The sequence below is a fragment of the Pantoea sp. B9002 genome (assembly GCF_013385945.1).
In the GTDB taxonomy this organism is placed as follows: domain Bacteria; phylum Pseudomonadota; class Gammaproteobacteria; order Enterobacterales; family Enterobacteriaceae; genus Pantoea.
On record NZ_JACAPA010000027.1, the window covers coordinates 53,519 to 68,270 of the forward strand.

Sequence of the window (14,752 nt, forward strand, 5' to 3'; positions counted from 1 at the left end):
TTAGGATGCAGGCAGGGTTATGAAGATGGCTGAACAATCTGCATTTGTTGTCTGTTCATCCTGCCACCGTGAACTTTTAAGGCAGACAGCGCCGTATTCATTTCGCTTAATTCTGCTGGCGTAAATCGAATGTTTAATGCGCCCAGATTTTCATGCAGATGATTCCTGTTTCTGGTACCTGGAATCGGCACAATCCAGGGTTTTTGTGCCAGTAACCATGCCAGGGCAATCTGAGAGGGCGTGGCATTTTTTTCTGCACCCATTTTTCTTAGCAGATGCAAAAACGGCTGATTGGCTGCCAGATTTTCAGGTGAGAAGCGGTCAAAGCCAGCCCGCAGATCTTTGTCCGCATCAAAATGGGATTGCGCGTTCAGTGTCCCGGTTAAATAACCCATTCCAACGGGCCCCCAGGGAACAAATCCAATACCCAACGCTTCACAGGTTTGCAGAACGCTGTTGTGCTCCGGATCGCGGTTCATTGCCGAGTACTCCGTCTGGACGGCCGTTACGGCCTGCACAGCATGGGCGCGGCGAATGGTTTCAGGGCTGGCTTCGGAAAGGCCAAAATGCAGGATTTTTCCTTCGCTAATCAGATCTTTGATGGTGCCAGCGACGTCTTCTATTGGCACATTGGGATCAACCCGATGCTGATAATAGAGATCAATACGATCGGTTTTCAGTCGGCGAAGCGATTCTTCAACAACCTGACGAATATGCTGAGGCTGACTGTTTAGTCCACCGTTTTTGATATCGAAGCCAAATTTACTGGCAATGATGACCTGATCACGAATTGGCGCTAAGGCTTCTCCAACCAACTCTTCATTGGTGTAGGGACCATACACTTCCGCCGTATCGAAGAACGTAACGCCCTTATCATGTGCTTCCCGCAGTGTACGGATACCCTGATGACGGTCGGCCGCCGGACCGTAGTTGGCACTGATGCTCATACAGCCTGCGCCCAGTGCTGAGACGGTAAGATTACCAAGTTTGCGCGTTGACATAATCTCTCCTGCTTGCGATGAATCGGTATTTTTCTGTGCCCCGGGAGCAACGGATGTGGAGGCACCCCACGACAGCGAGCTAAAGGCCATACCTGCGCTGATCATTGCTGTTCTGGATATAAAACTGCGCCGACTGATTGTTCCTGGCGAGGTCGGGAATGCCTCAGCCGAAGCATCGAATTTTTTTATTTTCATGGTGATCTCCAGAGGATGAATGACGTTAAGCGGCAGCGCTGCGATAAGCTGCCTGTCAGCAAAAAACGTTGGGAAATTATTGCGCCCAATTCTTCAGCCAATACGCATAAGGCACTGGTAATACTGACTCGGGTGAGCTGACATTCAGTTCGCGTGCTGCCTGGAAAACCCAGTGCGGATTGGCCAATAGCGTGCGGGCAAAAAACACCAGGTCTAGTTTTGCATCCTGGATAAAATCGTTAGCATCGCTGGCTCTGGTGATCATCCAACTCGTTGCTACGGGAATGCCGGTTTCTCTACGCACTCGTTCCGCGTAGGGAACCATGAAATTTGGCCCCCAAGGTACCTGCTCATCGGGAGTTGAGAGCGCCAAACCCACATCAACAAAGTCGATGCCGGCTTTTTTCAGCCAGCGGATGACTTCCAGAGATTCAGCAAAGCTGTGTTCAGGACAGGCATCAAATTCGATGACACCGAGTCGGGCGGTGAGTGGCAGGTGTGCAGGCCAGACGGACTTTACGGCCTCAACAACATCAAGCATAAAACGTGCACGATTCGCTAAAGAGCCGCCATAGTGATCTTCACGAAAGTTGGTTTTTGTTGAAAGGAATGTTTGAGCCAGAAAGCCGTGTGCAAAATGAAGTTCAAGCCACTCAAATCCAGCTTCCGTAGCGCGACGCGCAGCCTGTTGGAAAGCATTAATGGTGTGCTGGATTTCCTCTAAAGACATCTCATGAGGAACGTAATCACTATCTTGCACGTAGGGCACTGCGCTGGCAGCAACCGGAATCCATGCGTTTGGATCCTGCTGATCTAAAGGCGCGCCACCCAGCCACGGAGGAGTGCATCCCGCTTTTCTACCCGCATGGCCAAGCTGAATTCCCGCTACCGCCCCGGTTTGTTTGATCGCTGAGGCAACAGATGTGAATCCTTCAGTATGAGCATCGCTCCACAGGCCAAGGTCACCCGGAGTGATACGTCCTTCAGGCAAAACGGCGGTTGCCTCAACGATGAGTAAACCCACGCCTCCGTTTGCCAGCATCGAGTAATGTGACTTGTGCCAGTCGTTAATGAATCCATCGTCAGCCTGATATTGGCACATCGGTGACGCAACGATTCTATTGCGAAGGGTAATGTCTTTAAGCGTGTAGGAATCAAATAAATCAGGCATTTTTAGTCTCGGCTCATCAGATTAAGTGTTGACCTATTATGGGGCGGCTTTTGCCTGCCAGGCTTGTCGGATCTGCCGAGAGAATTGCCTAAAACGATGCATGTGCCTCGAAGGGTACATATTGAATTTTACTGATGGTAAAATCGCCGGATTGAATCTGGGGCAGGTGGTAGGCTTAAATGGTCGATAATGATTTGAATTCTGGCGTTGAAAAATTGGCTGCGCTGATTAGCAGGATTGCCCAAAACGATGGGGACCACTTAACCGCTATAGCTTCACTTTCTGTTCATCGCCGCAATATGGCAACGTTGCCAGTGCACTGTATTTATCAGATGGGTTTGGGTGTGGTTGTGCAGGGAGCAAAAGAGATCATGCTGGCGGGGAAACCGACGCATTACAGCGCGGGCGAGTCTCTGCTCACAACCATCGATTTGCCGGTGGTATCGCATGTGACTCGGGCCAGTCAGCGTGAGCCTTTTTTAGGCTTGATGTTAACGCTTGATCCTCGCGTGGTAGTGCAGATTGCCGCGCTGATGCCACCCGCCAGGCCCAGCAAGGAAATACCGCTCAATCCACTGTCAGTCGAACCTCTGGATGAGGGGTTGATTGATGCGTTAAGCCGCTTAATTAAGTTACTGGATGAACCGGATTTAATTACTCATCTTGAACCGCTTATCCAGCAAGAGATTGTGATGCGCTTATTAGCCAGCAACCATGGTCCGCAGTTGAGACATATCGCTACCGCCGGTTCGCCCAGTCAGAATATTTCCAGGATTGTTGGCTGGTTGAAACAAAACTTCACGCGGCCTGTCAGCATGGAGGAACTGGCAGCGAATGCTTTTATGAGTCCATCGACGTTTCGTCAGCATTTTCGCGCTATGACCGGTGTCAGCCCTTTGCAATACCAGAAAAAGCTACGACTACAGGAAGCCAGACAGCAAATGTTGAGTAAAAATCTCGATGCCAACAGCGCAGCGTTGATGGTTGGTTATGAGAGTGCATCGCAGTTCAGCCGTGAATACAGACGCGAGTTTGGCGAATCTCCGCAAAGAGATATCAAACGCATGCGTTTAGTTGGAGAGGGATAAAGGGTATTCGCTGCCCTTTTGCCAGCGGTAATTGGATAATATTGCTAAAGGTAATTTCATCATTTCCTCCTGCGTCAACCCGTTTTAATCCCCTATCTCCTTGAATAGAAGAAATTCGCCACTGAGGTCTAAAGTCATCGGCATTGCTGCCGATACAAACCTGTGAATTTTTTTTATCAATCAGCCTCAACCATTAATCATTGTTTCCTCCGCACGACAGAGGATTTTTCAATCAAGGATTTGATGTGAATTTACCCTTTTCTAAAAAAGCCGCATCCGTGCTGATCGCCGCTTCTCTGACTTCCAGTTGTGCCTCAATGAATGACTTTGCTCGTGATTACGGTACCGCTGCCGGTTGTATCGGCGGTGCCGCACTGGGTGGCGGCATTACCTACCTTGTCACTCATGACGCAAAGAAAGCTCTGGTGGGTGGACTAGCGGGCGGCGTAGCGGGATGCGTGGTCGGAAACGTTTGGCAGAATCGTGAACAGGCGCTGGCTAAAGTCGCCCAGGAAGAAAAAATTCGCATTAGCACTCAGGCGCTTAAGGCGCAGGAGAACAGCAAGCAGGAGCCGGTTGGGATTGTTGCACAAGTTGAGGACGGTACCATGTTCGCCATCGACAGTGCAGAACTGACCAGCGGCGGCATGCGTCAGGTGCAAAAAATTGCCACAGCGATGAAAGGCGGCCAGCAATCCTCCAGCGATGTTTTGCTGGTGGTGGGACATACGGACGCCACTGGCAACGCCGAACACAATCAGCAACTTTCTGAAGCGCGTGCCCGCAACGTTGGGCTGGTACTGGAGCAAAGTGGCATTAAAGCCAGCCAACTCTATTTCCAGGGCGTGGGTTCCTCACGTCCACTGGCGGATAACGATTCCCTTTCGGGTCGGGCACAAAACCGCCGGGTTGAAATCGTGGCGCTGGCGAATGAAACACTGTTACGCCAGCGTCTGGCGCTGGAAAGCAATAACCCACTGTATTTGCGCCACAGCTCTGCTGCTGAAAATACGCTGGCGCGTACTTCAACCGCCAGGGCGGCACCACGTAAAGCGAGCAAGAAGGCTGCGGCAAAAAGCGCTGAAGTAAAAGCGCCGGAAGTGGTGACCCAACCCACTCAAGCCATTGCTGAGAGCAATCCCGTTAACTTTGTCGATTTTGGTGGCAAGCCCACTAGCGCACAGGTTACGGGTCTCGCCAGCAACTTAAAGCCGCTGTCGCAAGGTTTCAGCCTGATTAGTCAGGCGCAGGCCAGCAGTGTCAGCGGTAGCTGTCTCACCGATCTTCCTCGCGTCAGTGGACTGGCCAAGAATTTAGCCAGCGGTAAGGCGATCGATCAGCATGATACGCGGGAATATCTGCCCAATATGAACGGGCGCGCGTGGGCAGGATTGGTGAATGGCAACCTGGTGACATTGACGCCAGTGTTTGTTCTCAAAGAGGGTGCGGTGGTGACGCAAAACCCACAAGTGCTCATCACGCCAAACTATGCGCAGGGCAACCGCAAGGCGCTGCAAGGCATGGCAAGTGTCGCCAACAGTTGGGAAGGGGAAGACAGCATTCTTTACCGCGTCTACATCGCCGATGCCCAGCAACAACCGATCTCGTGCGTCGACCTCTTGCTGCCGAAATCAGGCAAGCCTGCGCAACAAGGACAACTCTTTTATAGCAACCATCGTCAGCCGTGGCTGGCCAATTACGCACCTCAGCGTGGATAAACGGATAACTCTCTTATGGAAATTTTAGATACCTTAATGCAGGCGATCGCCACCTATCGCTACATCTTTTGGCCGCTTTTCGGGCTGTTGGCGCTAACACTTGGCGTGATCAAATGGTGGGATCAAGTTCGTTACTTCTTCCTCAACCTGTTTTGTTCCCTACCGTTGTTTGGACACATCACCCGTTTGTCGCGTAGCCATGAATCGCGCCGTGCGGGCACCGGCGGACGCATCTGGCATCCGGCAGAAGAAGCTTTGTGTGGCAAGTTCTATCAGTTTCATAGCATCTCCAACCGCGATGCCGATTTTTATCTGCGCTGCGTTAACTATCTGAACAAAGTGGATGAGCGGGGCCGCAAACCGACCAGCGTGGTGTTGTGGTTATGCAGCATCGCCCTCGTCATTCTGGAAGCCTTTATCTTTGCGCTGGTACTTTCGCCATTCATTGCCAACAACATCTCTGCGAACCAGGCGGAGCTGTCGGCGATTGTGGTTTCGGTGCTGATTGGTGTGATTTTGGTGCCCGCAACGCATTTAATGGGCACGCAGTTACACAAAAATACGCTGCTGAGCAAAATCCGCTACTGGCATAAAGAAGCGCGTCTGGAAGGCCATGCGCAGGCGTTGGTTAAAGACAACCGCGTGTCGCTGGAAAACAGCCGCATTGATGATGACGCACCCAGCTATTTGCAAATGCTCAACCGTGTGAACCACGGTATTGGTGCAAAACCGCAATATGTACAAACGGTTGTGACGCTGCTGTTGATCGTCACCTTTGCGGTAGGTGCCTATTTCATTCGTGCGGCAACCATCAATGCCGCCGAAACCCAGGCCGTTAATGGTACGCCGTTTAGCCAAACCAGCGCGGCGAGCAACGCTTCACCTTTTGAGTTGCCACAGCAAGCGGTGGAAGATAATCAGCAGGCTGATAAGCAAGCGGCGAAAGAGGTCAGTGACAACCGCGTGTTCGCCTCCAAATTGACCTTCATTATTCTGTCGGTGATTTTCATTGGCGTGCAAATTATCGGTATTTTGATTGGTTATTACCGTTCTCTGGTCGGCATCGAATCTCGTCTGGCGGCGAAATATATTGGTAATTTCAGTAGCTCTGAAGAGTTTGCCGCGTGGTACGCCATGCGCCGTGAGCGCGTAGAGCGTGATGCGCAGGATAAACTGGCAAGCTTGCAGAATCGTATGGCGATGCAACGCGCCAGTAGCGCCAGCATTGCACAAACTGATGTTCGGACCTTCGACGATTACGTGCGCGGTAAGCAGCGCGATAAAGCACTGGCCGACGATCAGCATCAGCAATTTAACGCCACACGTGCAACCATTGCTCCAGAGCGCCCGGTACATCAGCCAGAACCGGCTTTGGTATTTGAACCCACAACGCCAACGCTTGCACCGGTGGCACTGGAAACGGCACCTGCTGCTAACGCCGATGAAAAGGCGCGCATTGCGGAGTTAGGCGATTTGACAGCCTTAGATGATGAAGAACTGCGTTTGGTGGCTGAGGATTTGGGTCTGTCATATGAATCGCTGCTCAGTCGTCGTAAAGTGCAGCGCGTGCTCAATAAGGCCAGAGGATAATCAGGTGAAGATCAGCAAATGGTGTTTGCTGCTGTTAGCCGGGGTGAATGCCCTGGCGCAGGCTGCGGATCGCAACGATATTCCGAGCTGTTATGACTATGCCAAACTCAGTCAATATCGCCCGGCCAACAGCGGTCGTGAGCTGGTGGTGATTATTGATCAAACGGTTAAAGTGCCGCTGCAGATCAAAAATGCCAGTTGGCAGCAGATCATGCGTTTTAGTCAGCCCGGCGATCATGTGGTGCTTTATCAGTTCTCGGCGTTGTTGCAGAACAATTTCATGCAGCGCTTATTTGATGGTCGTCTGGAGCCGTTACTCACGGACAAGAAAATCCGCGACAATCAAGGCATGGAAAGTTTGAAGAACCTCGACAAATGCCTGATTGAGCAGAAGCAATATTTCGCGAGCGCATTCGGTGGGCTGATGGCAAAAAGTTTCGCTGAGAAGGGCGATAACATCGCTAAAAGCGAGATCCTCGATAGCCTGAAACGCATTAGTCATGATCTTGAGCAGGATGAAAACGCGTCACGTACTCTGTTTCTGATCTCCGATATGCTGGAAAACAGCGCTTTCGATAGCTTCTACCGCAATAACGCGCTGCGTTTGCTCTCGCCAGAGAAAGAGTTGCAGCAGGTTAAGCAGCAGAATTTGTTAGCGGATTTTGCCGGCGCAAAGGTGTTTGTCGCAGGTGCAGGATTGATTGATACCGATGCGAAAAACAATTATCGCTCAGGGAAAATCATTCAGCAGCTTGAGATATTCTGGCGCGACTATTTTACTGCGTCGAATGCGGAGTTAGTCAGTTTTGGTGCCCCGGCGTTGAACGTGGATTTGTAATAAGTTGATCAGAAATGATGTATTCACTGCCTCAGCGTCAGGCTAGGGCAGTGAATATGAGTCGCGACTTCGTCACCATAATGGTTTTAGGGTTGATTACCCATGTTCACCTGCTCACCGTCGATCTGGGCAAAGCGCTTTAACATCTCCCGCATCTGGCATTGAAAGAATGTGTGCGTATGGCAAGGTCCGCTTTGAGCGAAATGCGGAAGTTACCGGTCGTCATCATTGCCAAATGGTTCACTCCAGAAGGAAAAGATTGGCTAGTATCCAAGCTTTCGGTGGAAAAAACGTGCGGTCATATCTCCAGCTTTAAGGACGCCTTCCGAAGCCTGAATGTGATGCTCATGGGTGTTATTCATTTAGGATTCGCCGTCGGCTCTTATGGGATTGCGATTTGGCTGACGCACATCCTCAAAGGGCACGGCTTGAGCAGCTTCCACATTGGACTAAAGTCGATGATCCCTTACGGTATCGCGATTGTAGGAATGATCGCTTGGGGCGCATTATCCGATAAAAGCCCTAACCGTCCCCTCCACGTGACTGCTTGCTGGGTGCGACAGGCCTGTTGATAGCTGCTGCTGTGCCCACACTGTCCGGAGTCATGGTGGGCATTTCAATCAGCACCCTGGATGTGATTGCATCGCGACCGTTTAACGGGCGGCTCTCTCACTGGCTCACCGGCGGCGGCGGGTATAGCGTTCATCAATGCGTTTGGCAATCTCGGCGGGTTCATAGAGCCTTACATAATTGGTCTTATTAATGACCAAACTGGTTCCTTTATCCTGGGTATAGTGCTCACATCCTTGCAATTGTCATCAAGTGTCGTTGCAGCATTGTTACAGGTCAAACGCCTGGCGCCATTTAGAGCCGTCGCAGCGACCAACACTTCTGAAACCGTGCAGGAGCCTATCTGAGGGCTGCCTCAATTATGTGTGGAGTTATCGATGTTAAAATCACCTATGTTTCCCGTCTGCAGGGATGCCTTTAGCTCTCGGATGAATGCTGGCGTGTTGGAGTTGCCAGTGCATTACATGAGAGGTGGTACTTCGACGGGCGTGGTTATTTGGGAGCCCTTGCTACCCCGTGAGGAGAGGCTGCGAGCAGAGCTACTGCGCCATCTCATGGGCGTCCCTCTTGATGGAAGTCAGCAGGGTAATCGGCAGATAACCGGGCTTGGCCGGGGCCCTGCGACCAGCAACAAAGTGTTTTTGGCTCGGGTGGAATACACGCCTTCGGGGCGTCAGATCGTCAGTACGCTTGCCCAACTGGCCAGTGATCATAGCGACATAGACTGGAGCGTGAACTGCGGCAACATGTCTTCCGCGTTGCCGCTCTGGGCTATCGACACGGGCTTGATCGAAGTGCCTGCTACTGGGAGCTTTGACATCGAAATCAAGAACACCAACACCGGCGTTCTTACCGTCGCACGGATGTCCCGCGATTTCCAGGGAGGATTCGTGAATGCCGAAATTCCTGGGGTTGCCGGCGCATTCCCCCGCGTCGATCTTTTCCTTCAGTCACCGGTAGGCAACAAGACCGGTACTCTTCTACCTACAGGTAACGTCATGGATACGATCGCCGGTCATAATGTTTCTTGTGTAGACGTGGCTGTGCCTATGGTCATTGCCGATGCCGCCAGCTTTGGCAAGACAGGCCACGAAGCCATTTCAGAACTTGAAGCCGACGCTGTGTTCATGGCGAAGCTGAGGCAAGTCTGGATTGAGGCTGGTCTTAAGATGAAGCTTTGCCGTCGCGACGGAGAGCTAATGAGCCGTGCCGATCTCGAACGAAGTGAAACCATTCCCAAAGTGTGCATCGTGGGCGCGCCACGCCACGGCGGGCACATTGCAGTCCGGTATTTCACGCCCCAGACGGGGCACGCTTCGATGGCCGTCTCTGGCGGCTGCTGTCTCGCCGCCGCATGCCTGCTGTCGGGAAGTACCGCCCATGCGGTGGCCGTGGGTCTTAAAAGCGCATCAGCGACGTACTCGGATGTGGAGGTGAGTATCGAGAATCCGGCGGGCAAGTTGGATACTACGGTCAGTGTCAAGGCTCATGCCGAGAGCATAGACATTCGCGCCGCTGCTTACCGACGCAATACCCAAATCTTGGTGCGCGGCCATGTCCCCCTTTATCGAGCGTCAGCGCAATTGATCGAAGCGATGGAGACAGCAGCGAAATCGGTGATCGATTGAGCGTCATCTTCGAGTGTTTTGAGTAAGCATGCGACCGACGCATTATTGTATGAGGTGACCTAGCGTGAGCCTTAACAGCTGCTTTTGGCACACAGGAGACAAACACGTGACGCTGAAGGTCAGCGGAGAGCGGAATGCAGACATCAGAACCTGATGCCATAGGGAATGTTCGTCATTATTCATTGGTTCTTAAGGGTGTATAACAGCCTGCTACTTATGCCAAAATGATTCAAATTTAGTGATTAGTGGAGACTTACTGAAATGGCTGTTGTATTCATCCCGTCACTTGTTGCGTTGCTTGAAGCAAAAGAGAAGGAGGCCGATCGTGAACTGCTGAGGCATGAGGTTGAGGCGATACGAGATAATGCTACCGCTATTGAATTACCGACACAAATTGCCAGAGACATGACTAAAAGCCGGGGCTATCAAGATATTGATGCGGAGCATGTCTGGAACGAATGGTTAACCCTCAAAAAAATAAATCATGAAAAATATCCTAGAGTTACGCGCAGAACTTCTCAAAATCGGTGAAAGAATTGGAGGGGGAATAAGACCCAATTATTACTTCACCATCCCTGACAGATCTGATGGTATGGCGACTCCATATCTGGAAATTCATGGCAAAGAATATCATTTCATTGTCAATGAAAGAGGTGCCGAAATAGCGCGTAAAGTGACCCTCAGTGATGATGAGATTCTTTATTGGTTTGTTGAGTGTGGTGTGGTTGGGCTGGCTACAGAGTATGCAGCTATGAATAGCTCACCTGAAACGGAATTCAGGTATGTTTATTTTCGAAAACAATATAGTTTAATGCTCTCCATCAAACCTGAGTGGGCAACAAGGAAGCGCAGAGAATTTACAGAAATCCTGAGTGGACAGGTTTAAAAAGGCCACATAATTTTTCAGAAACGTCGTTATCATCAGTTTGATTCGAGCATCACTGTTCCCACCATTCAGCATCCAACTTCCGCTTCTGGCACAAAGCCGCCTCATTTATGCTTATCCCTATAGCATATCGTTAAGTCGCTAACCAAATCCGACTACCACCAAGTGGATAACACCGGTATTACAACCCATATTCCCCACACAGCAACCCAAACAACCAATCGTTATGCCACGCATTTCTCAGCCAGTAACTTTCCCGCAGTTCACCTTCTAATACAAAACCGACTTTTTCCAGCAGTCGCCGTGAGGGCGTATTGCCTGCGGTGACGGTGGCGCTCAGGCGATGGATGCCGCCGTCGCTGAACGCATAGTCACAAATCGCCCGAAGCGACTCGTGCGCATAGCCTTTGCCGTGCGCTTCTGGCGCGAACAGAAAGCCGACTTCGGCGCAGTCATTTTCGCGATGAATATAACCGCTGACGCCGATGCGATTACCTGATTGTTTCTCCCGCACTACCAGACACAGCCAATGCGCGCTGCCTGGCGACCAGAGCGGCAATCTTGCTGTGAAATCGGCGAGAATTTTTTCTTCAGATTTTGCATCGGCGACGTAATGCATGACGTGAGGCGAGAGCTGGAGCTGGCGGAAGAAGTCCCAGTCGTCTTCCGCGATCTGCGAGCAGGTAAGTCTGGGGGTTTCGAGATGCAGTTTAGCGGTCACATTTCACCTTCGTTTATGGATGAAAGTGGATCACGTTAAACCAGGTCGCCATAAATGGCGACCCTGCAAATGCGTGCGGGTAATCACAACTGGAACCGCAACGCCACACCAAATGCCTGCTCGGCACCGACAATAATCGCCGACGCTTCCTCGCGGAACGGCACGTCGCCGAGCAGCAGGCTGGCTTTCACTTTGCGCAGATCCGAGGTGCGCAAACTCAATCCTGCCATGCGCGCGCTGCCGTCGTAATCAATCGGCAATCCGGCGAAGCGCTGCGTGACGTATTCCGCGGCGGCAAAGCGCACCGTCGCCACGCCCGCTTTGAGCACAAACGCGCCTTCCTGACAGGCGGTGAGCTTATCGGCACCAAATAATCGGCTGTAAGGTTGCGCGGCGGCGGCGGGATCCTGCGCCACCACCACGAACTCGACGATATCGCTCACGCCATTCGGGTGGACGCGCCACGCGTCCTGCCACACTGAATCCGGTGTGTCGTGCTGGCAAAAGAAGCTGCGGCCGTTCGCAACCAGCGACGGCCGCAACCGTACGGTGCGGAAGCGTGCTTCCTGCTCGGTGCCGTCCGGCAAAGTAACAGGACGGAAAAAGCTCGCCGGCAGATCGCCGTCGATGTCCTGGCTCTCCAGATAACGCCACACCGCGTCGGCATCCTCGGTTTTCCACACTAAACCGCTGAGGCCAATTGGCGACTGCCACAAATCCTGGCGCAGGTTGCCGCGCCCAGGTTCAAACCCCAACAGCTCCAGATAGTTATCACCAAAAATCGCCAGATGATTACTGGAGCCGAGCGAATGATGGCCGCGCTCGGTCAGCTGAAATCCCAGGCGACGAAACAGCGCGCTGGCGTCATCCAGTTGGCTGGCAACGTTGATCACCACATGGTCGAGACGTGGAACAGGTACAGAAATCGCCATCGCTTTTCTCCTTGCTCTCATGGTCACGATGCCAGCGCCTGTTGTTGACGCAGCGTCAGCAGCGCGCGCTGGGCCAGCTCGGTGAAGTAATGCACCGCCGGTTCCAGCATCGCTTCATCCGGATCGAAACCGGCATGATGCAGGCCAAATTCACTGGCGCTGCCGATGCTGACGAACGCGCCCGGCAGCTGTTGCAGGTAGAAGGCGAAGTCTTCGCCACCCATCTGCGGCGTGCCGACTTGGGTTTGATAGCCATGCTCTGCGGCCAAATCCAGCGCGAAATCGGCCCACTCCGGCGTGTTGACCAGCGAAGGCGGACCTTCCTGCCACACCAGCTCCGCCTGCGCGCCAAATCCGGCGGCGATCCCGTTTATCAGCGCGCTGATTTTCTGCGGGATCTGCGCGCGAATCGCTGCATTGTGAGTCCGCACCGTGCCTTCCAGCTCCACCGTTTGTGGCAGCACGTTCCAGCTGTTGCCGGCGGTAAAGCGCGTCACGCTGACCACCACCGATTCCAGCGAACTGAACACGCGGCTCGGCAGCGTTTGCAGCGCGGTGACGATGTGGCTGCCAATCACGATGCTATCGATACCTTCATGCGGACGCGCGGCGTGCGCGCCTTTACCGGTGATATTGATCTGGAAGCGATCGACGTTGGCATAGTAGGCGCCGCCGCGCGTACGCAGCGTGCCGGTTGGCAGATCTGGCGCGTTATGCAGGCCGAAAATCGCCTGCACATCTTTCAGCGCGCCCGCCGCCAGCAGCTGTTTCGCGCCGGTAAAAATCTCTTCGGCAGGCTGGAAAAGAATACGCACGCGGCCAGGCAGCTGGGATTCGATGCGTTGCAACTGCTGCGCGACGCCCAGCATTACGCTGCTGTGCAGATCGTGGCCGCAGGCGTGCATCACGCCCGGCTGCTGGGAGCGCCATGCTTGATCGGTTTGCTCGTCAATCGGCAGGGCGTCGATGTCGGCACGCAGCGCAATCAGCGGTTCGCCGTGACCGATTTCTGCCACGACACCGGTTTTCAATTCCAGCGGTAGCAGTTTGACGTTGAGTTCCTGCAGCCAGCGGGTAAGGCGCTCGGTGGTGGCAAATTCCTGATCCGACAGCTCGGGATGCTGATGCAGCTCGCGTCGCCAGCGCACCAGCTGTTGATGGGAAAGATCCGTCATGGTCATCCTTGTGTGTGTTCAGGTAAGAAAGGTTCGCCGAGCGTCAGCATCAGGCGGTTTGCCCAGGCGAAGAAGGCGGCGGATTGAATCAGGTCCAGCAGCTCCAGCGTGCTGAATCCCTGATCGCGCAGCGCGTGCAGCTGTTTCAGACTGGTGGCGGCAGGCGTGATCGATAAGGTGGCAACCAGATCGATCTGTGCCGCCCAGCGCGCCGATTGTCCGTGCGACAGCTCAGCGCCCGGCGCGACATTCAGCAGCTTCTGCACCGCCGGTTCATCTTTCGACAGCTGGCTGGCTTTGCGCGCATGCACCGAGGCGCAGTAAATGCAGCCGTTGACCTTGCTCACCACCGTGGCGGCGAGTTCACGCTCGGCGCGTGAAAGTCCGCCAGCGGTGTAGAAGATGCCTTTATCAGTCAGCGTGCGTTGCTCGAGCAGCGGCTGATTGCGGCCCAGCAGGCGGAAGTAATCAGAGTCGCTATGGCCGAATTTCGCCAGCGTTGCCTGCTCTTCAGCGCTAAATTCCTGCAGTGGTTTCGCCGCCAGCCACGGTTCCCAGCCGAGTTCCTGTTGGGTAAAGGCGGTGAGGGCGGTTTTACCGCTAACGGTGAGCGGCGCATCGTGCCATTTACCGGCCACCGCATGCGGCTGCGACGCCGTCTCTTCGCCGTTGAGCAACCGCAAACCCGCGAGCAAACGGCTCTGGAAGCTGACAAAAGCAATCAGCTGCGCCAGCGTGACGATGCCGCGTGGCGACCAGCCGGCAGCTTGCAGCGTCTCGATGTGCTGCGGCGCAGCATCAACCGGATGCAGGCTCAGCAGTTGCGCAAACGCCAGACCCGCAGCGAAGCGTGCATTGTTAGGTTGATCCGGCTGCCGGTAATGCGCTTCGAGACTCGACGCGCCATGCCAGGCCGCGACCTGCGCGGCGAGGGCGAAACGTTCTGCTAACGGCAAATCCTCATCATCTTGCGAAAACAGCACGTCGTAGCTGCCTTGCGTATGCTGGGTCGCGGCATGACGTTCGGCGCGGGCTTGCGCCAGTTCAGACGCGGGATCGATATCCGCCAGCGCGGCCAGTAAATCAAACGGTTGAGACATGGAATTCTCCTGTTAAAGCGTTATTCGGTCGCCATAGCTGGCGTAATACGGTCCAGCTCAGCACTAAATCAAACCTCCGCACATTTCGTAGCGGCGCGATTTATCGCGCAATGAATTGCGCCGCTACAAGGTGTGCGCT

14 protein-coding genes are annotated in these 14,752 nt (G+C 53.5%); 8 read left to right on the forward strand and 6 right to left on the reverse strand.

Features of this window, described 5'->3' with window-relative positions:
- Positions 1-17: 17 nt before the first annotated feature.
- Both HX773_RS14485 and HX773_RS14490 read right to left on the reverse strand, forming a co-directional pair.
- The gene (locus HX773_RS14485; protein WP_176972172.1) at positions 18-1,001 is read right to left on the reverse strand and encodes an aldo/keto reductase; all 984 of its coding nucleotides are present in this window, start codon (positions 999-1,001) and stop codon (positions 18-20) included.
- 271 nt (positions 1,002-1,272) lie between these two features.
- Positions 1,273-2,367, reverse strand: a complete 1,095-nt coding sequence (locus tag HX773_RS14490; RefSeq protein WP_176972100.1) for an NADH:flavin oxidoreductase/NADH oxidase — start codon at positions 2,365-2,367, stop codon at positions 1,273-1,275.
- 179 nt (positions 2,368-2,546) lie between these two features.
- Here HX773_RS14490 and HX773_RS14495 point away from each other — a divergent pair, with 179 nt between their 5' ends.
- The 8 genes from HX773_RS14495 (at position 2,547) to HX773_RS14530 (ending at position 10,685) form a co-directional block, all read left to right on the forward strand.
- On the forward strand, positions 2,547-3,455 hold the full coding sequence (locus HX773_RS14495) for an AraC family transcriptional regulator (RefSeq protein WP_176972101.1): 909 nt from the start codon (positions 2,547-2,549) through the stop codon (positions 3,453-3,455).
- A 245-nt stretch (positions 3,456-3,700) separates the two neighbouring features.
- Positions 3,701-5,173 carry an OmpA family protein gene (locus HX773_RS14500; RefSeq protein WP_176972102.1) on the forward strand — a complete coding sequence of 491 codons (1,473 nt, stop codon included), beginning with the start codon at positions 3,701-3,703 and terminating at the stop codon, positions 5,171-5,173.
- 15 nt (positions 5,174-5,188) lie between these two features.
- Positions 5,189-6,763 carry a hypothetical protein gene (locus HX773_RS14505; protein ID WP_176972103.1) on the forward strand — a complete coding sequence of 525 codons (1,575 nt, stop codon included), beginning with the start codon at positions 5,189-5,191 and terminating at the stop codon, positions 6,761-6,763.
- Between the two features lie 4 nt (positions 6,764-6,767).
- Positions 6,768-7,601 carry a hypothetical protein gene (locus tag HX773_RS14510; protein ID WP_176972104.1) on the forward strand — a complete coding sequence of 278 codons (834 nt, stop codon included), beginning with the start codon at positions 6,768-6,770 and terminating at the stop codon, positions 7,599-7,601.
- A 179-nt stretch (positions 7,602-7,780) separates the two neighbouring features.
- Complete coding sequence (locus HX773_RS14515; RefSeq protein ID WP_176972105.1) at positions 7,781-8,173, forward strand: hypothetical protein; 393 nt, start codon at positions 7,781-7,783, stop codon at positions 8,171-8,173.
- 375 nt (positions 8,174-8,548) lie between these two features.
- Positions 8,549-9,799 carry a PrpF domain-containing protein gene (locus HX773_RS14520; protein ID WP_176972106.1) on the forward strand — a complete coding sequence of 417 codons (1,251 nt, stop codon included), beginning with the start codon at positions 8,549-8,551 and terminating at the stop codon, positions 9,797-9,799.
- Between the two features lie 261 nt (positions 9,800-10,060).
- Entirely contained in the window at positions 10,061-10,330 is a 270-nt protein-coding gene (locus HX773_RS14525) for a hypothetical protein (RefSeq protein WP_176972107.1), read from the forward strand.
- Positions 10,284-10,685 (forward strand): Imm63 family immunity protein, encoded by a 402-nt coding sequence (locus HX773_RS14530; RefSeq protein WP_042569626.1) that lies wholly within the window; start codon positions 10,284-10,286, stop codon positions 10,683-10,685. The genes HX773_RS14525 and HX773_RS14530 overlap by 47 nt, the downstream gene beginning before the upstream one ends.
- Positions 10,686-10,866: 181 nt before the next feature.
- On the opposite strand, the gene HX773_RS14535 is transcribed toward HX773_RS14530, so the two are convergent.
- From HX773_RS14535 to HX773_RS14550, 4 genes are all read right to left on the reverse strand, one after another.
- Entirely contained in the window at positions 10,867-11,406 is a 540-nt protein-coding gene (locus HX773_RS14535; protein WP_176972108.1) for a GNAT family N-acetyltransferase, read from the reverse strand.
- Positions 11,407-11,489: 83 nt separating this feature from the next.
- On the reverse strand, positions 11,490-12,338 hold the full coding sequence (locus HX773_RS14540) for a VOC family protein (protein WP_176972109.1): 849 nt from the start codon (positions 12,336-12,338) through the stop codon (positions 11,490-11,492).
- Between the two features lie 23 nt (positions 12,339-12,361).
- Positions 12,362-13,513, reverse strand: coding sequence for an amidohydrolase (locus HX773_RS14545; protein WP_176972110.1), 1,152 nt, complete (start codon positions 13,511-13,513; stop codon positions 12,362-12,364).
- A 2-nt stretch (positions 13,514-13,515) separates the two neighbouring features.
- Positions 13,516-14,613 carry an alkylhydroperoxidase domain protein gene (locus HX773_RS14550; RefSeq protein WP_176972111.1) on the reverse strand — a complete coding sequence of 366 codons (1,098 nt, stop codon included), beginning with the start codon at positions 14,611-14,613 and terminating at the stop codon, positions 13,516-13,518.
- Between the last annotated feature and the right edge of the window lie 139 nt (positions 14,614-14,752).